18 protein-coding genes are annotated in these 26,094 nt (G+C 41.5%); 5 read left to right on the top strand and 13 right to left on the bottom strand.

Going from position 1 to position 26,094, the window contains the following annotated elements:
* Window positions 1-20 precede the first annotated feature (20 nt).
* Together HGR01_RS02585 and HGR01_RS02580 are read right to left on the bottom strand one after the other, a co-directional pair.
* Window positions 21-179, bottom strand: coding sequence for a YqaE/Pmp3 family membrane protein (locus HGR01_RS02585; protein WP_045871894.1), 159 nt, complete (start codon window positions 177-179; stop codon window positions 21-23).
* Between the two features lie 138 nt (window positions 180-317).
* Complete coding sequence (locus tag HGR01_RS02580; protein ID WP_045871893.1) at window positions 318-659, bottom strand: translation initiation factor; 342 nt, start codon at window positions 657-659, stop codon at window positions 318-320.
* Window positions 660-889: 230 nt separating this feature from the next.
* Between HGR01_RS02580 and trpB the strand changes: the two genes are divergently transcribed.
* Window positions 890-2,131 carry a tryptophan synthase subunit beta gene (gene trpB / locus HGR01_RS02575; protein ID WP_045871892.1) on the top strand — a complete coding sequence of 414 codons (1,242 nt, stop codon included), beginning with the start codon at window positions 890-892 and terminating at the stop codon, window positions 2,129-2,131.
* A gap of 90 nt (window positions 2,132-2,221) precedes the next feature.
* On the opposite strand, the gene HGR01_RS02570 is transcribed toward trpB, so the two are convergent.
* The 3 genes from HGR01_RS02570 to folK form a co-directional block, all read right to left on the bottom strand.
* Window positions 2,222-3,058 carry an ADP-ribosylglycohydrolase family protein gene (locus HGR01_RS02570; RefSeq protein ID WP_045871891.1) on the bottom strand — a complete coding sequence of 279 codons (837 nt, stop codon included), beginning with the start codon at window positions 3,056-3,058 and terminating at the stop codon, window positions 2,222-2,224.
* 251 nt (window positions 3,059-3,309) lie between these two features.
* Window positions 3,310-3,858, bottom strand: coding sequence for an NUDIX hydrolase (locus HGR01_RS02565; RefSeq protein ID WP_045871890.1), 549 nt, complete (start codon window positions 3,856-3,858; stop codon window positions 3,310-3,312).
* 87 nt (window positions 3,859-3,945) lie between these two features.
* A complete protein-coding gene (gene folK, locus HGR01_RS02560; RefSeq protein WP_045871889.1) occupies window positions 3,946-4,458 on the bottom strand; it encodes a 2-amino-4-hydroxy-6-hydroxymethyldihydropteridine diphosphokinase in 513 nt (170 codons plus the stop codon).
* Window positions 4,459-4,717: 259 nt separating this feature from the next.
* On the opposite strand from folK, the gene HGR01_RS02555 reads away from it, so the two are divergent.
* Complete coding sequence (locus HGR01_RS02555; protein WP_071989438.1) at window positions 4,718-7,162, top strand: transglycosylase domain-containing protein; 2,445 nt, start codon at window positions 4,718-4,720, stop codon at window positions 7,160-7,162.
* Between the two features lie 227 nt (window positions 7,163-7,389).
* Entirely contained in the window at window positions 7,390-7,614 is a 225-nt protein-coding gene (gene psb35 / locus HGR01_RS02550) for a photosystem II assembly protein Psb35 (protein ID WP_045871887.1), read from the top strand.
* 94 nt (window positions 7,615-7,708) lie between these two features.
* Here psb35 and HGR01_RS02545 read toward each other — a convergent pair whose 3' ends face one another.
* Together HGR01_RS02545 and HGR01_RS02540 are read right to left on the bottom strand one after the other, a co-directional pair.
* A complete protein-coding gene (locus tag HGR01_RS02545; protein ID WP_045871886.1) occupies window positions 7,709-8,131 on the bottom strand; it encodes a TerB family tellurite resistance protein in 423 nt (140 codons plus the stop codon).
* A gap of 56 nt (window positions 8,132-8,187) precedes the next feature.
* The gene (locus HGR01_RS02540) at window positions 8,188-9,594 is read right to left on the bottom strand and encodes a 16S rRNA (cytosine(967)-C(5))-methyltransferase (protein WP_045871885.1); all 1,407 of its coding nucleotides are present in this window, start codon (window positions 9,592-9,594) and stop codon (window positions 8,188-8,190) included.
* Window positions 9,595-9,685: 91 nt separating this feature from the next.
* Here HGR01_RS02540 and HGR01_RS02535 point away from each other — a divergent pair, with 91 nt between their 5' ends.
* Window positions 9,686-10,327, top strand: a complete 642-nt coding sequence (locus HGR01_RS02535) for a hypothetical protein (protein ID WP_045871884.1) — start codon at window positions 9,686-9,688, stop codon at window positions 10,325-10,327.
* 17 nt (window positions 10,328-10,344) lie between these two features.
* Here the strand turns inward: HGR01_RS02535 and HGR01_RS02530 are convergent, their stop codons facing one another.
* The 3 genes from HGR01_RS02530 to HGR01_RS02520 form a co-directional block, all read right to left on the bottom strand.
* Window positions 10,345-11,760 carry a glycoside hydrolase 100 family protein gene (locus tag HGR01_RS02530; RefSeq protein WP_045871883.1) on the bottom strand — a complete coding sequence of 472 codons (1,416 nt, stop codon included), beginning with the start codon at window positions 11,758-11,760 and terminating at the stop codon, window positions 10,345-10,347.
* A gap of 611 nt (window positions 11,761-12,371) precedes the next feature.
* Window positions 12,372-13,820 (bottom strand): glycoside hydrolase 100 family protein, encoded by a 1,449-nt coding sequence (locus HGR01_RS02525; protein WP_045871882.1) that lies wholly within the window; start codon window positions 13,818-13,820, stop codon window positions 12,372-12,374.
* Window positions 13,821-14,931: 1,111 nt separating this feature from the next.
* The gene (locus HGR01_RS02520) at window positions 14,932-15,675 is read right to left on the bottom strand and encodes a gamma-glutamyl-gamma-aminobutyrate hydrolase family protein (RefSeq protein ID WP_045871881.1); all 744 of its coding nucleotides are present in this window, start codon (window positions 15,673-15,675) and stop codon (window positions 14,932-14,934) included.
* A gap of 1,053 nt (window positions 15,676-16,728) precedes the next feature.
* On the opposite strand from HGR01_RS02520, the gene nifJ reads away from it, so the two are divergent.
* Window positions 16,729-20,370, top strand: coding sequence for a pyruvate:ferredoxin (flavodoxin) oxidoreductase (gene nifJ, locus HGR01_RS02515; protein WP_045871880.1), 3,642 nt, complete (start codon window positions 16,729-16,731; stop codon window positions 20,368-20,370).
* A gap of 465 nt (window positions 20,371-20,835) precedes the next feature.
* Here the strand turns inward: nifJ and HGR01_RS02510 are convergent, their stop codons facing one another.
* The 3 genes from HGR01_RS02510 to HGR01_RS02500 all read right to left on the bottom strand — a co-directional run bounded on the left by HGR01_RS02510 (window position 20,836) and on the right by HGR01_RS02500 (window position 25,602).
* On the bottom strand, window positions 20,836-21,966 hold the full coding sequence (locus HGR01_RS02510; protein WP_045871879.1) for a CO2 hydration protein: 1,131 nt from the start codon (window positions 21,964-21,966) through the stop codon (window positions 20,836-20,838).
* Between the two features lie 177 nt (window positions 21,967-22,143).
* A complete protein-coding gene (locus tag HGR01_RS02505; protein WP_045871878.1) occupies window positions 22,144-23,643 on the bottom strand; it encodes an NADH-quinone oxidoreductase subunit M in 1,500 nt (499 codons plus the stop codon).
* A gap of 102 nt (window positions 23,644-23,745) precedes the next feature.
* Window positions 23,746-25,602: an NAD(P)H-quinone oxidoreductase subunit F gene (locus HGR01_RS02500; protein ID WP_045871877.1), complete on the bottom strand. Its 1,857-nt coding sequence runs from the start codon at window positions 25,600-25,602 to the stop codon at window positions 23,746-23,748.
* Window positions 25,603-26,094: the final 492 nt, after the last annotated feature.

The following is a 26,094-nucleotide window of genomic DNA, read 5'->3' as shown; positions in this document are numbered from 1 at the left end:
TAACCTAACCTGATGCCCGATTACTTCTTAGCAATTACCCAAATTGCATGGACAATTCCGGGAATATAACCGAAAAAGGTCAAAAGAATATTAATCCAAAAATCTTTACCTATCCCTACTTGCAAAAACACACCTAAAGGGGGTAAAAAAATCGCGGCAAGAATCCGAATTAAATCCATGTAAGCCTCCTGTGAATGTTAATAGTGAGCAGAGATTAAAGTAACAGATTCACAACTGCTCAGATATCTATTAATATTTCAACGATAACATTAGCCCATTTGTTGCCGATTTCTCGTAATTTGACAACAATCTCTACACTAGCCGCCGCTAATTTTGGCTTTATAACCCAGCTTAGTCAAAATCTCCACAATTTTTTGCTTGTGGTCGCCTTGAATTTCAATTTCCATTTCTTTAACTGTGCCACCTGTGCCGCATTGAGTTTTTAATTGTTTTACTAAATCATTGAGGGTTTCTGGTTTGGACTGAAAACCACTAATAACAGTGACAGTTTTACCTTTACGCCCTTTGCGGCTAGCTTGCACTTTCAGATTTTGCTGTTGCGGTGGTAGTTCGGAAATTGGTCTTTCTAAAGCTGGTGAGTCATCGTTGCCAAATTCACGATAGACGAAGCGTTTGTCTGAAGAATTGGAAGGAGACATAAATTTTAATCAAAAGTCAAGGGTTGGAGAGACGCGATTAATCGCGTCTGTACAAGAGTCAAGGGTCAAAGGTCATTTATATCCTTATATCTCCAGTCTCTATTTTCTAGCTAGTCCCCGCTTGCAAAAACTTTTTTCTATCAAGTAGTCAGTCTGGCGATCGCACTTTTTATTCTACGCAGCTCAGACTTTATCTATAATAAAGTTCGTTCTGTCGTAGAGATCAGTCCGTGACTACCACACCCATATCTCCAAGTTCCCCATCTACTGCTTCTGTTCCCGATACACAAGGACGCTTTGGACGCTTTGGCGGTAAGTACGTCCCGGAAACACTGATGCCTGCGCTGGCTGAATTAGAAGCAGCTTATCAGCAATACCGCAATGACCCTGAGTTTCTCAATGAACTGCAACAACTGCTGAAAGACTATGTAGGGCGCGCTACACCGTTGTATTTTGCTGAACGTTTAACTGCTCATTATGCTCGCCCCGATGGTACTGGGCCGCAAATTTATTTAAAGCGGGAAGATTTAAACCACACTGGCGCACACAAAATTAATAATGCCCTGGGTCAAGTATTGTTGGCAAAGCGCATGGGCAAACGCCGAATTATTGCGGAAACTGGCGCTGGACAACATGGAGTAGCCACGGCGACGGTTTGCGCGCGTTTTGGGCTGGAATGCATTATTTATATGGGCGTTCATGATATGGAACGCCAAGCGTTAAATGTATTCCGCATGAAATTAATGGGTGCAGAAGTGCGTCCTGTAGCTGCGGGAACTGGAACCCTCAAAGATGCAACTTCTGAAGCGATTCGAGATTGGGTGACAAATGTAGAAACCACTCACTACATTCTCGGTTCAGTAGCAGGCCCCCATCCTTACCCCATGATGGTACGTGATTTCCATGCCGTAATTGGTCAAGAAACTCGTGCCCAAGCTCAAGAAAAGTGGGGCGGTTTGCCAGACATTCTCATGGCTTGCGTGGGCGGTGGTTCTAATGCGATGGGACTATTTTATGAGTTTGTCAATGATTCTTCTGTGCGCTTAATTGGCGTGGAAGCAGCCGGAGAAGGCGTGAATACCAATAAACACGCTGCCACCTTAACCAAAGGGCAAGTAGGTGTATTACATGGCGCAATGAGCTATTTACTGCAAGATGAAGATGGGCAAGTAATTGAAGCCCATTCAATTAGTGCTGGTTTAGATTATCCCGGAGTCGGGCCAGAACACAGCTATTTGAAAGATACATCTCGCGCCGAATATTACAGCGTCACAGATGCCCAAGCTTTAGAAGCATTCCAAAGATTATCCCGTCTAGAAGGAATTATCCCAGCATTAGAAACATCTCATGCGATCGCCTACCTCGAAACCCTCTGTCCGCAACTAACTGGTAGTCCCCGCATTATAATTAACTGCTCCGGACGCGGTGATAAGGATGTGCAAACTGTAGCGAAGTTTTTAAATCCAGCGTAAATTGCTATGGGGCATGGGGCGTGGGGCATGGGGCATTTCTCCCCTTGTCCCCTTGTCCCCTTGTCCCTTTGTCCCCCTCATCCCCAGTTCCTACCACCTCACCAAACTCATCAGCTGTTTATCCAATTCGATGAGATAATCTCTGCCGTAGGTACCATTCTCTAAACCCATTAAAAGATGATGGGGGATATCTTGTGTGATTTCTTGACTGCAAGAACCAGCAGCTAGAGCAATTGTGGCGACTGTATCCACATCACCTGTGAAAGCTATACAGTCCTTTAACAGTTCGCTCATGCTGTCATTTCGCATTACTGCTGTAATTGCTGCTCTGACGCTCATCCATCCTTTAGACTTAACTTTACCTGCCCAAGGCTTAGACCATTCTCCAGAAACATAGCCTTCGAGAAATTGCCCTAATTTGCGCTTTGGCCCTAGTTGGTAAATAAAATAATGGGTCATTAACGCAGCAGCAACACCGGCGTTAATGCCATCTGGTGTATTGTGGGTAAGCGCTGCTTGAATAGTTGCGGCTTCTATGACTTTTTCTGGTGTAGCAAAAACCCCAATCGGCCCTGCGCGCATTGCCGCACCGCTTTTATCACTATCAGGATGAATTTTGTCTAGGAACTCACTTCCATCTGGGATACTTTCTAGAAAATCGTAGAAGCGACTAGCATAACCTTTTCTGCGATCGCGTTTAAAGCAAGTCACAAAACTTTCAGCTAAAACTTGTGGTGTCCAAGGTGCGCCGGAGACAATCACTTCTGCGATCGCAATGCTCATTTGCGTGTCGTCTGTATAGCTACCAGGATTGAGTCGATGACGAGGATGTGTAAAGTATCGACTCAAATCGTTATAAACGCTCATTTCGTTAGCGTATTCAAAGCCTGCACCGTAGGCATCGCCAATTGCTAATTCTATGAGCATCTACAAGTTCCCACAATAGCTAAAAGGTTATTTATCAAGCCTAACCTACCATCCATGCGGCGGTGCGTTACGGCTAAATTTCATTGTCTCTGTGTCCTAAATCCTTTCATAGCCGTAACACACCCTACTTCAGATTGACTTAATAAATGGTCTCTAAAGGTTAAAGTTGGGCTTCACCCTGATGCGCTAAAGCCTCTACAGGGTGAAAAATCTGACGTTTTCCTCAGTCCCCAGTCCCTAATCCCTAATCCCTAAACCAAGTAAGGACGCGCCAACAAAAAGCTAGAGATTGTTTTTGCATCAACTGGTTCACCATCTAAAAAGGCTTTCTCCAATTCTTCGGGTGTGTAATAGAGAATTTCAATATCTTCATCATCTTCTTTATTTGGCGGTGTCTCTAACTTTTCCAAATCTCGCGCCAGAAAAGCATAGAGGATTTCATCAGAATAACCCGGAGCCAGAAAGAACTCTCCTAATTTGTCCCATTTGTTTGCACGATAACCAGTTTCTTCCTGAATTTCCCGCTGTACTGTTTCTAAGGGATCTTCATTTATTTCTACAGTACCAGCCGGAAACTCGATAATTCTGCCTTGAATAGCAAAACGATACTGACGCAACAGAATTAGCTTACCGTCTTGGGTAACTGGCACAGCTAGAGCGCCCCCTGGGTGACGAATACACTCCCATTCTCCCTCCGCTTTGTTGGGTAACCGCAAGCGATTAACTTCAAAATTAAACTTGCGCCCTTTATAAAATAAGCGTTGTCTCAGCAGCTGCGGTAATTCTCTACCTAATGGCATAGTATTATTTGTTGTCTTTCGATACAAAGGCAAATATTCAGACTGGCTGTACAATCCAGAAGTTCTCTGTGTTTATGGGTGGTAATTTTAATTGCCCATGAATAGATGTACATCAGAACAGTCTACATCTTTAACCAGTTCTTTAATCACACATCCGGAAACTGGTTCTACCCAATTTGGTGCTATTTCTGCTAAGGGTACTAGTACAAAAGCCCGCTCCCGCATCCGGGGATGGGGAATTTGCAAATTTGGTGTATGTAAAATCAAATCATCATACAACAGTAAATCTAAATCTAGGGTGCGGGGGCCCCACCTCTGTTGACGAACACGTCCAAATTTCTGTTCAATTGCTAATAATGTTTCTAATAATAGATGCGGTAACATGAATATTCGCAATATTGCACAGCCGTTTAAATAATCTGGTTGTGGCGGGCCTACGGCTTTAGTTATATACCAATGAGACTGGGCTTCAATAAAAATCCCTGGTGTTTTGGCTAAGGTGGCGATCGCTGCATCTAAAATCAACCGCGAATCCCCGATATTACTACCTAGAGCGATAGCTGCACCTACACCCATAGCAATCTCAGCAGTTTCATCCATACTAGTTATCTGGTCTTTATACCTATACCATGCGGTATATTTTTCCGCTAAGTCCACGGTCTGCTGAGTCCGAATAATTGATGAGAATTCTGTACTAATCTTTACGGGATCGTATTTAAAGAATTCTAAAAAGTCATCATATTTGACTTAATTTAGTTCTTTATTTATGGGATATTATACTAACACGAAAGTGGTACGCTAACCCCGTGATTTTTGGCTGGTGGTTAGGTGACAACTACATTTGAGCTGAGGAACTAACGTGGGGAAACTAACCTCCTGGTTCAAGCAAAGATCACCCGATTTCAGTGCATCTGACAAGGAGAAGCCGCGATTGTCGCCTGGTAATCATCTCGAGAACGAAGAATCTGCAAATGAGAACTTACCATCAACCAAGCTGGACAAGTTAAAACCGGTACTGAGCCAGATGCAAAACATCTCATCTGGGATCGTTGCCAAACTTTCCAGCCGCGATAAACCTTTTTATCGTCGCCTCTGGTTCTGGGCTAGTTTGGGTGTAGGTGGTAGTGTGATAGCGATTAGCTACGGCATCGGGACAATCGATCGCACCTTGCCAGATAAATCGGAATTAAACGCTGTGATCCGCGAGCAGACATTAACCATTAAAGCTGCCGACGGGACAATTTTACAACAGCAAGGTGAAGCAGCCAGAGAACAACTGAGACTGGAGCAAATACCAGATAATTTCAAAAAAGCTTTTATCGCTTCCGAAGACAGGCGATTTAGGCAACATAATGGCGTTGATGCTCAAGGAATAATTAGAGCAGTTTGGAATAATTTGCGATCGCAAGATGTTGTGGAAGGTGGTAGCACCATCACCCAACAGCTAGCGCGTATTCTCTTCCTCAAACAAGAAAAAACTATTTGGCGTAAGCTCAAAGAAGTCCGTCTGGCACAAAAGATGGAAAATGAATTGAGCAAAGACCAGATTCTTGAGCGTTACTTAAATTTGGTGTATTTGGGATCTGGTGCTTATGGTGTAGCGGATGCGGCATGGGTATATTTTAGTAAAACCGTAGACCAATTGACCCTACCGGAAATGGCTACCATTGCCGGATTAGCACCAGCACCCAGCCTCTACGCCCCAGATAAAAATCCTGAAGCTGCAAAAGCCAGGCGGAATTTAGTATTGCAGCGGATGCAGGAAGATGGCATCATTACTGCTGCCCAAAGGGAAGCCGCAGTTAAAGAACCGCTAGTTGTGAACAGTAGTTTCCCCAAGCGACTGCAAGTAGAATCACCCTACTTTACTACCTATATTCAAAAAGAATTACCCAAATACGTTTCCCCTGATGTTTTAGCAGGTGGGGGGTTAGTTGTTGAAACCACTTTAAACCCAACTTGGCAGAAATTTGCCGAAGAAGCAGTTGCGAAAACCTTAAGAAATCAAGGACGCTGGGAAAACTTTAAACAAGCAGCAATGGTCGCTATTGACCCCCGCAACGGCGAAATTCAAGCGATGGTGGGGGGTAAAGATTTTGGAAAAAACCAATTTAATCGCGTTACGCAAGCCCAGCGTCAACCAGGCTCAACATTTAAAGGCTTTGTTTATGCGACTGCGATCGCTAGTGGTAAGAGTCCCTACGATAGCTATTTAGATGCACCCTTTGTTGTAGATGGTTATGAACCCAAAAACTACAGCGAAAACTTCCGTGGCTGGATGAATATGCGTGATGCCCTCACCCGTTCCATTAATATTATTGCGGTGAAGGTGTTAATTGATGTGGGATTTGAGCCAACAATTAAGCTAGCTAAAGATATGGGCATTAAATCTGAACTTAAGCCTACTTATTCTTTAGCCCTTGGCTCAAATGAAGTAAATTTGCTGGAATTAACTAGCGCTTACGGTAGCTTTGCCACTCAAGGTTTACACACCGAAGCCCACGGTATTCGCCGTATCCTCAACCGCCAAGGGCAAGTAATTTGGTCATCTGATTTTTCCTCCAAGCGGGCGCTGGATGCTGATAGTGCTGCGATTATGACCTGGATGCTACGTAATGTTGTGCAAGAAGGGACTGGTGCAGCAGCGCAATTAGATAATCGACCTGTAGCAGGTAAGACTGGTACATCTGACGAAGCCCGGGATTTGTGGTTTATTGGTTACATTCCCCAAATCGTAACCGGAGTTTGGCTAGGTAACGATGATAACCGCCCGACTTGGGGTAGTAGCGGTAGCGCTGCTTATACCTGGCATGAATTTATGGAACAAGCCGTTAAAGATATGCCGGTCGAAAAGTTTCCCCCAAGGCCAAAATTAGATGGTCGTAAGGGGACGATTAAAGCCGAGCGCCTCAAGCCCAAAAGCATTGTTAATAAAGCTGTTCCTTCTAATGATGAAGATGAGGATAACTCTAATAATGAGGAACGCCCATCTAGAAGGCGGAGATATTCTCAAGAAGACCAGCAACAACAAGATGAAACCCCAAGAAGGCGGCGCAGGAGTTATCAACAACAAAATGATGACACCCCGTCCTCTAGCAGACGGCGGCGCTATCGTAGCACAGAAGCTAGCAGCAGCGATTCATCTTCAGAATCTCGTCCCCGTCGGCGCAGGAGTGTAGAATCTCAACCTTCCTCACCTCGGAGATCTCGGAGTTCTGCTTCATCCTCTGGTAGTGGCTCATCTGGTTCCTCCAATTCGACCCCTACCTGGCGGGAGAGACTGAGACCATCTTCCTCGCAATAAAGGGGGTTATCTGTTGTTCGTTGACTGTTGACTGTTAACCGTCAGCAGTCAACATTTGCTAAATCTAGAATTATCCTTAGCTAAACCTTATTGACCCTTAAATTTAAAATCCAAAATCTAAAATCTAAAATTTAAAATTGCTGGGTTCAAACTACAGAGGGATGTTAGGTGATACGCTCGTTTTATAGTGTGTTAAGCAGTGTTACCTACATTAGGAGAATATACTCATGCTTATATTCATGCAAACAGCCGCACCAATAGCAGATGGGCCTCATTTTCCTTTTGCTTTTACATTTGTATATGTATTTGGTTTTATTGCCGCTGTTACCATTGGTTCTATCGCCTGGTATAACTCTAAGCGTCCACCAGGTTGGGAAAGCAAAGAACGTCCTGACTTTGTACCCAAGGTAGAAAAAGAAGAAACTCCGGGACTGGGTGAACCGAAGTCATAAGTACTGATGAGTGCTGAGTTAAATTACGAAATTTAAAAAACATGGTCAGGCGCGAGATATCGCGTCTGCTTAAACCAAAAATCATAAATCTCTCTTAATTTTGCACATCAACCCAACGGCGATAGAGCTTTTGAATTTGTTTGAGTAAAGCATTGTAGGCTGATGGATGTGACTCACTGGCTTTGCCTAACTCCTGTAATTTAGTCAGGAGTCTTGCTTCTTCAGTCGCCACATCCCCGTCACTATAAATTAGGCCACTGATAGCTTCAATCAAACTTTCGTAATCTTCTAAGCTAGGATGATCGCCTAAATATTCTTGTACCCAGGTATAGCATTCATTTGGTTGTACAGGAACTAATTCGTACAGCCAAGGCTTAATCTCTGGATCGGTGGCTACACCTTTAGCTTGGGCGATTTCGCGCAAATATTGGCGTTCTTCAGGTTGGATTTTACCATCTATCCAAGCTGCCCCGATCAGGATTTTCACTAAGTTTTTCACATTGGAATCAGTAACCATGCTGCATCCTCTGGGAGATTTCAACCTCGATTAAATAGTACAATCACAAACAGTGTTCACTCGGAATTATTAGTTTTTCTTAAGCGCACCATAAAAAAACCATCCATGTCTTGGCGATGGGGCCAGACTTTACACCAACCTTCAGGGGTGGAATAGGCGAAAGCAGGTGAATCTTTCTGAGGCGGTTCGATTTGCCAATCAGGAGAATTAGCCAAAAATTGGCTAATTACAGCCTCATTTTCTAAAGGATGTAGGGTACAGGTAGCGTAGACAAGGACACCGCCAGATTTTACAAAAGTAGCAGTATGGGATAAAAGTTCTGTTTGCAGTTGGGAAAGTTCTTGCACAGTTTCAGGTGTTTGTCGCCAACGTGCATCAGCATGACGGTGGAGAGTTCCCAAACCCGAACATGGCGCATCTAATAATACGCGATCGCCTGTATTTTGAAACTGTAAAAATTCACGACTGTCACCAGTACAAATTTCAATAGATTGCAAATTCAAGCGTTTGGTATTTTCTTGCAATTTTTTGAGCCGAGAAGCAGTGCGATCGCAAGCCCAAATTTTCCCTTTATCCCCCATCAATTCAGCAATGTGGGTAGTTTTCCCGCCTGGTGCAGCACAAGCATCAATCACCACTTCCCCTGGTTGCGGATCGAGTAAATGACTCACCAATTGCGCGCTACTATCTTGGACAACCCACCAACCTTCACGGAAACCAGGTAAATTTTGAATCGGCCCACTATTACTAATCAATCTTAAAGCTTGGGGTAGGTGGGGTATCCGCCTGACTAAAATATCAGCCGATTGCAACGCCGCTTCCACCTCCTCAATAGAACAGCGAAGTGGGTTAATTCGCAAATCAATTGTGGGTGATTGGTTCATCCATTCACACAACTGTTCTGTCTCGGCAATACTCAGTTGTTCCAACCACACTTGAATAATCCAGTCAGGAAAGCTGTGCAAAATACCCAAGCGTTCCCCAGGATTGTCTGGAAGTTGCAAAGGAATACGGGAAGCAGATGAGGAGGATGAGATAAATTTTTCTCCCTCATCTCCCTTATCTCCCTCATCTCCCTCAGCTTGTCTAATATATTGCCGCAATAGACCATTTACAAAACCCGTCAATCCCGCAAAGCCGTTTTCTTTAGCTAGTTGCACAGTTGTATTCACAGCCGCAGAAGCCGGAATCCGTTCTTGATAGCACAGTTGATATAAGCCAAGATGCAGGATAGTGCGAAGTTCTTTGGGTTGTTGGTGAGATTTCTTTTTTGCGAATTGGTCAATTAACGCATCAAGGGTGCGTTGTCGCCTGACGCTACCATAAACTAATTCTGTAACTAAACGGCGATCTGTATCTTGTAATTTAAATTTTTGCAGTACTTTATCTAAAGCAAAATCAGCATAAGCCCCTTTGTGAACATCTCGCAGGGCAAGAAAAGCTATTTGACGAGCATTTGTCATGGAAATCTTTAAAATGTTAGATTTTATAATCTAGAGAATTTTAATTATACTCAGGCTATAAATTTAAAAAAATAGCACTATTTAATCAAATATGGTCAAAACACTTGGCATCAGCAAAGCAATTACTAACCTGAATGAAGTACACAATAAGTTCCATTTAACTCAAACTACTACGCCTGATTTTTTTCCAGAATGGTTTGAGAATTTACCCGAACTTACTGATAATGAAAAAGCCTCTTTAAATCGGCTCAAGAGTCGTTATCTTTATTATGCAGCAGATGGTGCTATTACGGAAGGTACTGTCAATATTATTATGCTATCTCCGCTTTTAGAATTAATGGGTTTATGCGATCCGCCTTTTAAAATTAAAAGTGAGGAGTTAGTGAAGGTTGAACTTCCAAGCGGCGATGATGAAGAAATTATCTTAGAAGGATTTATTGACGCTTTAATAGTTCAAAATAGATTCTGGGTCGTATTGATTGAATCAAAACGTTTTGGTTTTAGTGTCATGCAGGCTCTTCCTCAAACCTTAACTTACATAATGGCAAATCCTAATTTAGAAAGACCAATTTTTGGTATGGTCACAACTGGGGAAGACTATCTTTTTATCAAGCTGAATCAGCAGCAACGTCTGTATGCGTTATCCAATAAATTTACTCTGTCTAATCCTCAGAAAAATGAACTGTACGACGTGATGCAAGTGATGAAGCAAATTGTCAGCTTGTATTTATAAAGTTCAGTAATTTCAACTTACAAATCACAAACTTGGGAAGCATCACTTAAATCTAATTCACCAAAACTAATCAAACCTAAATTTTCAGGGTTTCTCATCAATTCTTTGGCTAATAAAAATCCGGTAATTGTCCAAGTTTGATATCTTCTCGCTTCTTTACCAATTAATAAACCCCTAGTGCCATCATAATATTCTGGCCATTCATCTGCATTCAAGCGTGTTTCGGCAAGTGCGATCGCTTTTTGAGCAAGATTGGTTCTACCTGTTTTTTGAGCAGCAGCAGTTAAAAACCACAATAAGACAGGCCAGCTGCCTCCATTATGATACGACCAAGGTATATTTTTAGGGTCACAACCAGTAAAAATCCTGTATTCTTCTTTTTCGACAGCCGGAAAGCAGATTTTCATCGGCATTTCTCCCACTAGGTCTTGCCATTGTTCTTCAATTAGATTCATAATGGCTTGCGATTGGCGATCGCTTGCTAAAGAAGAAATCACCGCCATCAAATTTCCTAGTGCAAAGAAGCGTGTATCTAGCTGCGAAGGCCCAACATTTCCTGCTAAATAACCGCCAGTTTTTGGTAACCAAAGAGCTAAATTAATATAAGCAATTGAATCTGCATAGATATTAAATTGATTCACTGCTGTCTGTCCATATTCTTCACCTTTAAAACGATAAATTATATTTAGACGAGGTATATCTATCCAATAATGATTGCGAATATGCTCTCGTAATAAAGGTAAGCGGTTATTAATACCAGTCACAATTTCTTCATCACCTGCACAAATTAATAGCTTGCGCGCCGCCCGTAAAGCTGCATAAAATAAAACTTGAATTTCTAAAGGATAACCATAAATACCTAACCGCCTATGAATCATACAAGAACCATCTGGAACTAATAGCGTTGGGTACATATCAAATCGCGTCGCTAAACAAAGTTCCATAATTAACATGATTCCCTTTTGAAATTGCGGCTGCAAAGCAAATTTTATATCCTTTGTAGCTTTGACATAAGCATATAAAATCAGAATCCACCAGAGACAAGAATCAACTGGTGTCACTCGTGCGATCGCCTGTTCGCCAAAATCTGCTTCTAACGTTTCTTGTCCATTTTCTGAGATAACTTTAAAGCTAGCTGGTATTAAACCCCGTCCAGGGGTATATGCATTTAATTGATTTTGTGTAGGTTGTAATTTTAAAGTCTCTTCCAAAAAATTTTGGACAATATCATATCTACCTTTAATCAGAAACAGTATGGCTGAAGAGACGAAATCTCGCACAAAGCAATGGTCATAATTCAATTCTGTTAATGATTGATCTCTTGCAGCTATTGTACCGACAGGACGACCTTGATAATAGAGAATTGAATTTTCTAGTAGTTCCCACGCCTGCTTCTCTATATCATCAAATGTAAATAATTTATCTTTTTCCATAGCAATAAACTCTCCATTTTGCTTGGATGTTGGCAATAGATAATACTTTTATTGAGTACTGCAGCTTTAATGCTTTTTACTTAGGAATAGATACAGAGATATAGTTGCAGAGTATTTATCACACCTTCTCAGCACTATATTTCTTCATATATTCTTTCAGGATAGCCCAAGTTTTTCAGTTAATTCATTTGGTTTTATGACATATTATTGAATCTATCACGGAGAACAATTGAGAAAAATATAAAAGCTGTTTTCACTACAAAATTTTTTGGAGAATATTATTTATGGAAGTAAAGTATCTTGCATGAATTATTAATTGATTGTGCGTTGCGCTACGCGACAACACACCCTACAACAATTGATGATGTTTAATTCATTTAGGACTTACGCAAGTGTCACATTTTTTTCGTTGAGGCTATCAAGAGTCAAAAGTCCAAAGTCCAAAAAACCTGAATTTTTGACCCTTGACCCTTGACTGTTGACTCTTAAACCAAAAGATTGGTGTACCAGTTGCGTAAGTCCTGTCATTAATAGATGTAATGCACAAAAAAAATCCACCTATGTTAGGCGGAATTTTTTGTATAGCTATAATTATGTATTGCTAGGTATTTCTAGTGTGATAGGTATGGATCTACACTGCTAATTTCAAACTCACAAGCTCGAGAAACTGCTTCTGGTGATAATTCATCAAAACTCACCAATTTTAAAGAACTGGGATTCGCTATTAGTTCTTTTGCTAATAAAAATCCAGCAATTGACCAAGTTTGATATTTTCTCGCTTGTTTACCAATTAATCTCCCTTTCTTACCATCGTAATATTCTGGCCATTCATCTTCAACTAGACGTGTTTGGGCAATTTCAATTGCTTTTCTCACTAAACCTGTTTTGTGAGTTTTCACAGCAGCAGCCGCTAACATCCACATCAATACAGGCCAGCTACCAGCATTATGATATGACCAAGGGATATTTTTTGGATCGCAACCAGTAACAATTCTATACTCTTCATGTTCCAAAGCTGGGAAGCAAATTTTCATAGGCATATCTCCTACTAAATCTTCCCATCTTTCTTCAATCAGAGTCATAATCGCTTGCGACTGTTCTTCAGTAGCAAGGTCAGAAATAATCGCCATCAAATTACCAAGTGAAAAGAAGCGAGTATCTAGTTGTGATGGGCCAACATTCCCAGCTAAATAACCGCCTTTTCTTGGTAACCATTTGTCTAATTCATAATATGGAAGAGAATCTACATATATATTGAATAAATTTACTGCTCCTTTGCCATATTCTTCACTCTTAAAGCGGTAAATCGCATTGAGTCGATTAATATCTATCCAATAATGCTGACGAATATGAGCACATAAAAGAGGTAAGCGATTATCAATTGCGGCGACAACATCTTGGTTACCATCGCAAATTAATAACTCACGCGCAGCACGCAGAGCCGCATAAAATAATACTTGAATTTCTAGAGGATGACCATATATACCCAAGCGTCGGTCAATCATACAAGCGCCATCTGGAACTAATAGCGTTGGGTACATATCAAATCGATTCGCCAAGCAAATTTCCATAATTAACCTAATCCCAGTTTGGAATTCAGGCTGATAAGCTAGCGAATACTCTTTGGTAGCGACGACATAAGCACGCAATAACAGAATCCACCACAGACAAGAATCTACAGGTGTGACTCTAGCGATCGCGTGTTCGCCAAAATCAGCTTCTAAATATTCTTCGCCATTAATCGATACAACTTTAAAACTAGCAGGAATTAAACCTCTTCCCGGCTTATATGCATCTAATGCTCTTTCTTTAGGCTGTAACTTTAAGGTTTCTTCCAGAAAATTGCGGACAATTTCTGGTTTACCCTTGAGCAGAAAAATTAAAGCCGATGAGACAAAATCGCGAATAAAACATTGGTCGTAATTCAGCGCCTCTACAGAAGGATCGTATGCGGCCAATGTCCCAATAGGACGACCTTGATAATAGAGAATCGACTTTTCTAATGCTTGCCAAGCTTGTTCTTCTATATTTTCAGCTATTACCAATTCGTTTATTTGCATCGCCAGAATAACTCCACTAGATTTGTAAATTTGTGGTAGATGCGTTCGTTTTCATGTATGGACTTTGCTATCCCGATCATAACAAAGACGATTTTTTGGATAGCAAATGCAATCTGGGAATAAATGATTAACTCTACAAAAGCTGTCTATAACTGCCAGTTATTATGCTGCTTAATTGGCAGTTAATTTGCTTTTAAGCAATAAGCATCTTGGTGAAAGAGAAATATTTATCTCTCACCTTAAAAAATGATATTACTTTAAAACCAGTTACGCAAAATATATTTTAGCTTGCTCGCAAATCGACTTTTAAGCCTGGAATGCTTGATATCTCAAACAAAAATATATTGCTAACACTGTTAAATATTTCCTTAGAGTTTCAAATAGTTAAGGTATTTTTACTTAGCTAGGATTTAGTTTTTGACACTAAAAATTCTTTTATTCCCCTATAACTTAATAATTTATAACTTTTTTTCAAATTATGCAATATGAATGCTTAAAAAAAATTAATTGTCAATACATCTTAGGGGCTATGTATTGTAACCTATCTATTATAAAGTGGCTAGTATATGGAAGTAAGTAGCTAAAATAATTTGAATACTAGAGTTATCAACAACAAATCTTTTATAAACTTGCTAATAAAGGAAAAATAGCTCATCTTAAGAAAATTTAAAGTAATTATTGTAACAGTAGCAAATTTTAATAAATTTGTAGTTAGCTAACATTAATGTTATTCGCTACAGTTCAGCTTAATATAAAGTCGCAGAGCATTAGTAGTGGACTGACACAGCTAATTTTATGCAATAATTTTTCTTGTGGGGTAGACATTTTGTCCGCCCAGGACGGGCTAGAAGCCCATCCTACAAGAGTTTTTTTATGCACTATTTCAGGCGTGTCAGTCCAGTAGGATGCGTTAGCGATATAATGTCAGCACAAAGCTTTTCGTGCGTTACGGCTAAATTTCATTGTCTCTGTGTTCCAAATACTTTCATAGCCGTAACACACGCTACCCATCTGTCTATGCTTTCTTGTTTCTTTTTGTATAATTTGCGGTAGCTTACAGCAAGCCACACTGCCTCTATATTATTTTATAAACTCAGCATTGAATAATAATTCAAGCTATTAATAACCGTTGTTTAGTATAGGTTGCTTGAATAAAAGCCTGAAAAATTCTTTGATGATTGGGATCGTTAGCTGAAAGTTCTGGATGCCATTGCACGCCAATAGCCCAAGGATGATGTTCGTGTTCCACAGCTTCAATCACCTCATCTTCTAAAGCATGGGCAACAACACGCCATCCTGGGGGAACTTGGTGTACTGCTTGGTGGTGCCAAGAAACTACAGAAATATGAGTATTTTTGACACAATCAGCTAAACGGCTGTCTGGACTAATTTTTACCATGTGTTCTGTTGATAAACGCCTTCCAGGTGCCGGATCTAGGCGATGTAAGACTGAAGTACCGTATACCTCTGGTAAATGGGGAATTAGAGTACCACCAGAAGCGACAATGAGAATTTGCAAACCCCGACAAATACCCAACACAGGTAAATGATACTCCAGGGCTAACTGAGCTAGTTGCAGTTCAAAGGTATCGCGATCGCTATCTACAGAATAAATGCTAGGGTGGTCACAGCCGTTGTAGTGTAAGGGGTGAATATCTCCACCACCAGAAATAATCAATCCATCTAGCGGTTCTAAAAGCCTGGCAGGATCGGTTTCTCCTGGTGGTAATAAGATGGGAGTACCACCTGCGGCACGGACAGCATCTATGTAAGTACTTGGCAAAGAAAATGGTGATGCGTCTTTGCGCCCATAAGTGGTAATCCCAATCAAAGCATTTTGTAGTTTTCTATTCATCTTTTTTGCTCCTCAACTTTTTAAAGTTTTGATTTGTACTTTTGTGAGATGAACCACATCTGTTATATCTATACCTTCATAAAGTTGCTGAGATTTCAGTAATTTCCTCAGTTCTCCTGTTTCTGGAAGTGAAGCATCATCGTGCCATCTAAACTACTGCTGGCAAGGCTATGAGCAGGGCAACATCTTTTTAACGCACCCTACTGGCGTGGCAAGGCTAAAATAGTGCATTAGATTGGAAAAAATTAACCGCAGATGTAGACGCAAAGCGGCTTCCCGCAGGGTACGCAGATAAACAAGGCAGTGCGCCCTTGCGGTTTCCCGACTTGTACCCCTACGGGGAAGCAAGCTACGCGTAGCGTCTCCCCTTGGGAGAAGCAACTGCCGTGCGGATAAAATTGATTTTTAATGCAACATTTAAGGCTTGCCATGCCACTACTCTATCAATCATCTCTTAAATATTCAAAAGACAAATATGCGATTGTCCATTTTGTAAGCATTCATAAGCGTATAAATTTCATACTAAATATGATGATTGAAGTTATGAGTACAAAATCATAATTTATAATTGCTATAAAATGTACAAACAAATCTCATAAATTAGGTAATCTGCTGAAGATTATTGAATAATGAATTCCCGAACCTCTACCCCCAAAACATTAATGTTTCGCCTGAAATCCATAATCTAGAGGTTGAGTTGGTATTGAGTACAAAATTAATATATTTATATATGTATAGAAACCTTATGAGATAATCATAAGGAATTAGAGACAAACATAGAGCTAAAATCTGCCCATAAATTGTAATTTTAACTTGAGCAGAAGACAGTTCTTTAAAAGAGAATATTGAGAAATACTATTGCCTGGGATTGGCTCACTCTAATTCATCTATTCCTACATTTCCTAATTTTTAGTAGCAGGCAGTTATAAATAAAACCTAGTTGGCAATGACTGGAAAAAAGAGTCCAAATTATGGACTCTTGACGTTTAATTATGCCCTTCTACTGAGCAATGTGGATATTTTCGCATCTGGCTGACAAGGCAGGAGTAAATGATGAACAAAACCTTTGCTACTATTGACGGGAATGAGGCTGTTTCCCGGATTGCTTACAAATTAAATGAAGTAATTGCCATTTATCCCATCACCCCCTCTTCAACAATGGGTGAATGGGCGGATGCTTGGGCGGCAGAAAATCGCCCTAACCTCTGGGGTACAGTTCCCAGCGTAGTGCAAATGCAAAGTGAAGGCGGCGCAGCTGGTGCGGTACATGGGGCGTTGCAAACAGGTTCCCTGAGTACCACTTTCACTGCATCTCAGGGATTATTGCTAATGATTCCCAATCTCTACAAAATTGCTGGGGAATTAACCAGTACAACAATTCACGTTGCAGCACGTTCTTTAGCTACCCATGCTTTATCTATTTTCGGCGATCATAGTGATGTAATGGCAGCCCGGGCTACAGGCTTTGCGCTGCTATGTTCGGCTTCTGTACAGGAAAATCTGGATTTTGCCCTCATCGCCTATGCTGCAACTTTAGAGTCGCGAGTCCCGTTTATGCACTTCTTCGATGGTTTCCGCACCTCCCATGAAGTGCAGAAAGTAAAACTACTTGCTGATGATGATTTACGATCGCTCATCGATGACAATCTCATATTAGCCCACCGCGATCGCGCCCTCACCCCCGACCGTCCAGTATTGCGCGGTACAGCCCAAAACCCCGATATCTACTTCCAAGCCCGTGAAGGTGCTAACCCTTACTACAGCGCCACTCCCGCCATTGTCCAGCGCCTCATGGATGAATTTGGCGATCGCACTGGCAGGTATTATCAAATCTATGAATATCATGGCGCACCGGATGCCGAACGCGTAATTGTAATTATGGGTTCTGGTTGCGAAACAGTCCATGAAACCGTAGATTACCTCAACAAGCAAGGCGAAAAAGTTGGTGTCGTCAAAGTTAGACTCTTCCGCCCCTTTGATGTCGAAAGATTTATCGCAGCATTACCTAATACTGTACAAGCGATCGCAGTTCTTGATCGCACCAAAGAACCCGGTAGCGCCGGCGAACCACTTTATTTAGATGTAGTAACCGCCATTCATGAAGTCTGGGAAACAGGAAAAGCCTCATCTCCCTCATCTCCCTCATCTCCCTCATCTCCCTCATCTCCCTCATCCCCTAAAATAGTTGGTGGTCGCTACGGTTTATCCTCAAAAGAATTCACCCCGGCGATGGTGAAGGGCGTTTTTGATAACCTGGCCTTACCTACGCCGAAAAATCACTTTACTATTGGGATTAATGATGATGTTAGCCATACATCCCTAAGCTTTGACCCGAACTTCTCCACGGAACCCGATAATGTAGTGCGGGCGATGTTTTACGGCTTAGGCTCCGATGGTACAGTGGGGGCAAACAAAAACTCAATTAAAATTATTGGGGAAGAAACCGACAATTACGCCCAAGGCTACTTTGTCTACGACTCCAAAAAATCCGGTTCGATGACGGTTTCTCACCTGCGCTTTGGCCTCCAGCCGATTCGGTCAACTTACCTCATCGACAAAGCCAACTTTATTGGTTGTCACCACTGGGGATTTTTAGAAAACATTGACATTCTCAAAGCAGCGATTCCTGGGGCGACTATTTTAGTGAATAGCCCATACGATGCGGATACTGTTTGGCAACATTTACCTGTGAAGGTGCAACAGCAAATAATCGATAAGCACCTGAAGTTATATGTTATTAATGCTAACCAAGTTGCTCGTAATAGCGGCATGGGTGGGAGAATTAACACCATTATGCAGGTGTGCTTCTTTGCCTTAGCCAATGTTTTACCACAGGAAGAAGCAATTACCAAAATCAAACAAGCAATTGAGAAAACCTACGGTAAAAAAGGTGCAGAAGTTGTCCGCATGAATCTGCAAGCCGTAGATAATACCCTGGCTAACTTGCATAAGGTAGACATCCCCCAAACAATTCACTATCCCCAATCCCCAAGCGAAAATTCCTCATTACTCGACCAAGCCCCAGAATTTGTGCGGGAAGTTTTAGGTAAAATTATGGTTTGGGAAGGCGATGATTTACCTGTCAGCACCCTACCCCCTGATGGTACATTCCCCACAGGTACAACCAAGTGGGAAAAGCGCAACGTTGCTCAAGAAATTCCGGTATGGGATGAGGATGTCTGCGTTCAATGCGGTAAATGTGTGATGGTTTGTCCTCACAGCGCCATCCGTGCTAAAGCTTATCAACCAAGTGAATTACTGAATGCACCGCCCAGCTTTAAGTCAGTTGATGCCAAAGATAGAGACTTTGCCAATCAAAAATTTACCATTCAGGTAGCCCCAGAAGATTGTACAGGCTGCGCTATTTGTGTAAACGTCTGCCCAGCCAAAAATAAAACTGAGCCATTGAAAAAAGCCATTAACATGGCAAAACAGTTACCTTTGCGGGAACAAGAACGCAAAAACTGGGATTTCTTTTTAAGTTTGCCCAATCCCGACCGCAGACAACTCAAACTTAACCAAATCCGCCAACAACAACTGCAAGAACCATTATTTGAATTTTCTGGTGCTTGTGCTGGTTGTGGCGAGACACCCTATTTAAAATTATTAACCCAATTGTTTGGCGATCGCTCTGTCATTGCCAATGCTACCGGTTGTTCTTCCATCTACGGCGGAAATTTACCCACAACACCCTGGACAACAAACGCTGAAGGAAGAGGCCCAGCTTGGTCGAATAGCTTATTTGAAGATAATGCCGAGTTTGGTTATGGTTTCCGCCTTTCTTTAGATAAGCAAGCGGAATTTGCGGCGGAACTGCTGCAAAAATTGGGTCATGGGGAATTGGGAATACCCAGTGATTTAGTGGACTCTATTCTCAATGCCAAACAAAGCACCGAAGCTGACATTTGGGAACAACGGGAACGAGTAGAAATCCTCAAACAAAAGCTAGATGAATTATTGCAAAAGCCGAATCTCTCAATGCCCAATGCCCAATGCCCCATGCCCCATGCCCAAATCCAAAATCTCAAAGCGATCGCAGATTACCTAGTGCGGAAAAGCGTTTGGATTGTCGGCGGTGATGGCTGGGCGTATGATATTGACTTTGGCGGTATCGACCATGTTTTAGCCAGTGGTCGCAATGTGAATATCTTAGTAATGGATACAGAAGTATATTCCAACACAGGCGGACAATCATCAAAAGCCACCCCCAAAGCCGCCGTTGCCAAATTTGCCGCCAGTGGTAAGCCTGCGCCGAAAAAAGACTTAGGCTTAATCGCCATGACCTACGGAAATGTCTACGTAGCGAGTGTAGCTTTAGGTGCTAGAGATGAACATACCCTAAGAGCATTTTTAGAAGCCGAAGCCTTCAACGGCCCATCCTTGATTATTGCTTACAGCCATTGCATCGCCCACGGCATCAACATGACCACAGGCATGAATCACCAAAAATCTCTGATAGAATCTGGAAGGTGGTTGCTGTATCGGTATAATCCTGAGTTGCAAAAACAAGGTAAAAATCCCTTGCAATTGGATATGAAAGCACCGAAGCAATCGGTAGAGCAATCCATGTATCAAGAAAATCGCTTCAAAATGCTCACCAAGAGTAAGCCGGAAGTTGCCAAACAATTGCTAGAACAAGCGCAAGCGGAAGTGGATATGCGTTGGCAAATGTATCAATATTTGGCGAATAGGTAATGGGTAATTGGTAATTGGTAATTGGAATCTCATTACTATTTAATGTGTGTTAGGCATAAGTATGATGTCCGGTAAATTACGCTTAATATGTCATTGCGTTGGCAGAACACCTTCCCATAGGGTACAGAACGAAGTGTTCGCAATGACGGGCATTTGAACAGACATCATATAAGCCGTAATGCACAAAATCCATCCCTCAATTATTGAAAGCAAGGGGAAACTTTATTTCCTTGTCGATGAACAAGCAATACAGTTCGGTTAATCATTTTTCGTCATGATTTTGGGTTTGTAGAGACGCGATTCATCGCGTCTCTACAGGATTTAAACGCCAATCGATTTGTCTTATCCGAACCTTATTCGATGAACAGGGATACTCACCCCATTGCTTCGGGTTTGTGGCGGGACACAGTAACTTTTTCCTATGCCCTATGCCCAAAAACTCCACACACGAGTGGGTGGAGTTTTTCATTTATTCACTTCCAACAAGCGAGAAGTTTTGAAACGTTCCATCCACTTTTCTAAATAAACTTGATTAGCTTGTTGTTCTGATGGATCTTCGCTATCTAATGGATAAGGCATTAATCCCAAAATCGTAGCTGTAGTTACACAGAACATTGACTTTTGGAAAGTAATACAAATTTGCACTAGCAAATCATCTTCACCGCGACGACTGCGGCGATATACTTCATGCAAATACTCTGGTAAATAATGCCGCATATCCTGCATTAATAAAGTGGGAGGAATGCCCGCGCTACCAATGGGTAAAGGATCTGCATATAATGCACCATATTGAAAGCGCGATTGATCGGGCGGAATTTGATATGCTTGGGCATTATATGTAACTGTGCCAGAAAAAGGTGTTCCCCGGAAGAAAACAGCTTCTACATAAGGTATTGCTGTATCTGCTAAGAAGGTTAAACCAAGTTTCTTAGGCAGGAGTTCATAAACTTTATTATCAATTTTGACGGCGTAAGTAATTGGCTTGCTAGCATCCGCAACTAAGCCTGCTTTAATATGTTCTACAACTTGGGGAATGGTTTTGATTTTTCCTTGGTCATATAGGTCTGATAAAGTCAGGAAGATATCAGCCATTACCCGCCAAAATTGCCCCAAGCCACTGTAATATGCAGAAACACGCAACTGTTCAATTAAGAAATCGGGAAACAGTTGGTGCATTACCATAACTAAAGGATTGTTTTTAAATTTAGCAGCAATTACCGCTTCGGCGGCTGTTTGAAATTCTTTTGTATCTAAATATGTATCCAGTCCACCGCCACCGTGCCACATCATGGACTTCATACAATATTCGGCATATTCAAAATTAATTCGGTCATGCCACCAATGACGAAATAATTTTTGCCAACTAAATTCCCCATTAAAGTATTTAAAGAAGGGGAAAAATACTAAAAATTGATGTTCAGCAATGTAGATGAGATTATTGGAGTAAGCATCTAAAACTACGCCATAGCTTTTCAGAATGCCGACCACTTCTAAAACGTTCTGGGGGCTATCAGCCAGCAGTGCTTCTCCTGTTTGCAAACGCTTGATAAATTCACCTAAAGGGTTGTTATAAGGTTTCTTTTTGATGGTGACCATTGGCAGTTTCTCCTAGTAATTTAAAATATGATTTGGTCAAGCTTGATTTTTTATTAAAATGGGGAAATTAAGTAGTTTTTATCTGCCTTTATCAATTGTTAATTATTCATCACCTACCAAACAGATGATTGAGTTTGTAGTCTGGCATCATCCTGACTACAAACCCAATCTGGTATTTTAATTTTTGCTTTGATGATCCAAAGCCACGGTGACTACGGTGTTTTGTGTATTCACCATCGCTGTGATTGTTGGTTCAGTCCAGCGTGCTAACCAAGAGGGTTGGATACCAAAAATTACAATCACTACAGCTAATACTATCGATGGTAGGCGATCGCTCCAATATACCCTTGGTAGATTGACAACTTGCTCGGATAAACGTCCAAAAAAGGCTTTATTTACCAGGATTAAGAAGTACACGGCAGTCAAACCTGTACCAATCATACATAACAAGGTTTGCACGGGAAAAGCCGGGAAACTACCACGGAAGATGACAAATTCGGAAATAAACCCGATCATTCCTGGAATTCCCGCACTAGCCATGACTCCTAAAACCATTAAGCTACCAATTACGGGCATACCTCGTTCTGGATTTAGTAGCCCCCGGATAACATCTAGGTTGCGGCTACCAGCTTTTTTATAGACAATCCCTACCAGCAAAAACAGGAGTGCAGAAATCAAGCCGTGGCTGATCATCTGCATCACAGTGCCTAAAATACTTAACTGTGTCGCAGATGCCGCCCCTAACAGAATATAGCCCATGTGTCCAATAGAACTATATGCCACCATTTTTTTCATGTCTTTTTGGGCGATCGCACAAGATGCACCATAAAGTACACTGACTACAGCCCAACTCGCTAACCAGGGAGCCAAATAAGTCCAAGCTTCTGGCAATAAGTTCATGCCAAAGCGCAGTAAGCCATAAGTTCCTAGTTTTAACAGTACCCCAGCCAGTAGCACAGAAATGGGTGTGGAAGCTTCTACGTGAGCATCTGGCAACCATGTATGGAAGGGAACTAGAGGAATCTTAATGCCAAAACCAACTAAAATTCCGGCTAGTAACAAAAGTTGCGTTGCTAATGGTAGAGTCGTGGCATTCAAAGAACCGAGAGCAAAGTTAGGCGCACCACTCAACCAAACCATTCCTAAGAAGCTGGCTAAAATCAAAATCCCAGAAAGAGCAGTATAAATGAGGAATTTTGTAGCTGCATAACCCCGTTTTTCACCACCCCAAATTGCAATCAACAGATATAGGGGTATGAGTTCAACTTCGTAAAACAGGAAGAATAATAGTAAGTCCTGGGCAATAAAAGCACCAGTTACCCCAGCACTTAACAGCAGTATTAATGAGTAATACAATCTTGGACGTTGCAGAGATTCATCACTGCTGTAGATGGCAACGCAAGTCAACAAGCCGTTCAAAACTAGCAAAGGTAAAGATAAGCCATCTACCCCAAGATTATAATTTAAACCTAAGGCATCTACCCAAGGTAAGAATTCTACAAATTGTTGACTAACCTGCCCAGGATTAAATTGAATTGCTAAAATTATCGACCATACAAAGGCGATACTGGCAACTACCAAGGCTATCCCTCGGGAGTTTTTACCATTTATCCCCGGTGGCCATAAGCTAATTACAACAGCACCAATTAATGGTACTAAAATCAACGCACTCAGCATACACAGAACTAGTTAAGGATATGAGGAAGGAGGGCAGAGAGGAAGAGCAAGCAGAGGCGATCAATGATAATTGCCTATTGACAAATGACCAATGACAAATGACTAAAAAGGCAACTTATCTAGTAGCCCTAATGACCAGCTAATGAAAAATCCCAAGACGCTGACAACGAAGAGGATTGTTAGCATATAACCTTGGGATTGTCCAGAAATGCTGTACTTTAAACCTTGCCCGCTGAGGATGGCGGCAAAACCAACTAAGTTGACTAAGCCATCAATCAAATAGCGATCGCTCCATGCGGAAATTTTCGATAGGATGGCTACAGCGCTGACTACGGTGACTTTATACACTTGGTCGATGTAGAAGTCGTAACCCAACAAGTCTTGGATAAATCTCCATGCTAGGATTCTTGACCTTGACCATGCTTTGTCTAGATACATTACCGAGCCGATTGCTACCCCTACTAAGGTTGAGGAAAGTAATATCGCTACTACATACCAGTTAATACTTTCCCAACTAGGAAGTAAGTACCATTGCTGTAGCATTACGGGTAATAACAGAGTCAAGATGATCAAGGTCACCATCGGGAATGCCATTTGCCAACCCACTTCAGGCGCACGGCGGGTTTTTTGTTGCGGTGTACCCCAGAAAATATATCTAAATACTCTGGTTAAATTGAGTGCTGTTAAGCCATTAACTATTACTAATACACCAATCACCCAAGGGCTAATATTCACAAAGCCATCTGCCCAAGCCAGCATTGCCCAAAAACTGCCTAGTGGTAGCAGTGTCACCATCCCTGCCGAACCAACAACAAAAGCAGTGGTTGTAGCCGGCATCCGTGACCATAAACCACCCATTTCTGTAAGGTTTTGGGTGTGGGTAGTAGAGATAATCGAACCCGAACTCATGAATAATAGAGCTTTTGCGATCGCATGAGTTAACAGCAACATCAAGGCTACACCCCCTTGCTGTAAACCCATTGCCAAAAATACCAAGCCCATGTATGCACTAGTGGAATGAGATAGTGCTCGCTTAATATCAATTTGCGCTAAGGACACTAACGTCGCCCCAATTGCTGTCACCGTACCCATAATTACCAAGGCATTCAAAGCCACTGGGGACAGTGCCAACAAAGGCTGCATTTTGTATAGCACATAAGCACCACCTGCTACCACCAATGAGTTCCGCAGTATAGAAGCAGGGTTAGGCCCTTCCATTGCTTCATCTAACCACAGATGTAGGGGGAATTGAGCGCATTTACCAGATGGCCCAGCAATTAAAGCTAATCCTAATAACGCAGAAGTGACTGGATCTAAGCTAGCTGTTTGCGCCCATTCAGATAAATCAGAAAAGTTCAAACTACCAGCTAGGCAAGAAAGGGTCACTACCCCCATCAGCAGTAACAAGTCTCCGACCCTTTTTGTCCAAAATGCGTCCCGCGCTGCGGTCACCACTAAGGGTTGTGCATACCAAAATCCCACTAGCAAATATGTGGAAAGCGTCAGCACTTCTAACAAGGCATAGCTGAGAAATAGAGAATCACTAATGGCTAAACCACTCAGCGCCGCCTCAAAAAATCCGATCAGCCCAAAAAACCGCGCCAATGCCCAGTCTTTTTCCATATAGCCTAGGGCATAAGTTTGTGCTAAGAAACTTAACCCTGTAATCAGCACCGTTGCCCCAACACTGACGGGGGAAATGTCTAAGGCAAAGGATAAATCTAAATCTGCGACTTTGAACCAGTTAATTATCACTGTTTCTGGCTCTTTATCCCAGATGTTTTGAAATATCAACAGGCTATGGATAAATGCGGCAATGGTCGTCAACAAGTTGAAGTATGCTGCTGGTCTTGGCCCTGTTCGCCGAATAATTCCCATGGCCCAGGGCAAGGTCAAAATAGCACCTATTAAACCATAAAAAGGCACAAACCAACTTGTAATGTAGAGAAAATGATCCATTTAAATTTCCTTTGACGACTCAGTATGGAATGCCTTGTTTTAAAACCAGTTTTATTAAATATATTTTCTCTAATTAGCTTGACATTAGATCGATAGCAAAAGTGAATATAACAGAATAAAAATATTTAATTCCTAAACTACAGTTGACTTGTAGTATGGGAATTCTTACTTTTACATTTTCAATTTATATGTATTATTAGTAAAACTTATCTGCCTTTTAGCCTCTTGCTTGGAGACAATAGATAAATCTACCAAAGGCAATGCTGGCAAAGGTTATAGGCTTTTGTCAAATCTCTTGAGAATAAATTAAAAACTTTATTAATAGAAGTTTGACAAATGTAATTAAAAAATTATAAAGCTTACTTGAGCGCTCTAGCAATCCGTAAAATTTCATTAACCAAATGACAGCATTAATTTTTGTTAAGTTTTCTTAAACAATTTTATTATAAACTATTATAGTGATTTATATTGCCAGGAACGCCAAGCTTTCCT

This window comes from Tolypothrix sp. PCC 7712 (assembly GCF_025860405.1).
Classification (GTDB): domain Bacteria; phylum Cyanobacteriota; class Cyanobacteriia; order Cyanobacteriales; family Nostocaceae; genus Aulosira; species Aulosira diplosiphon.
The sequence above is the reverse complement of the archived record's forward strand: the minus strand, read 5'-3'. Positions and strand labels throughout refer to the sequence as shown.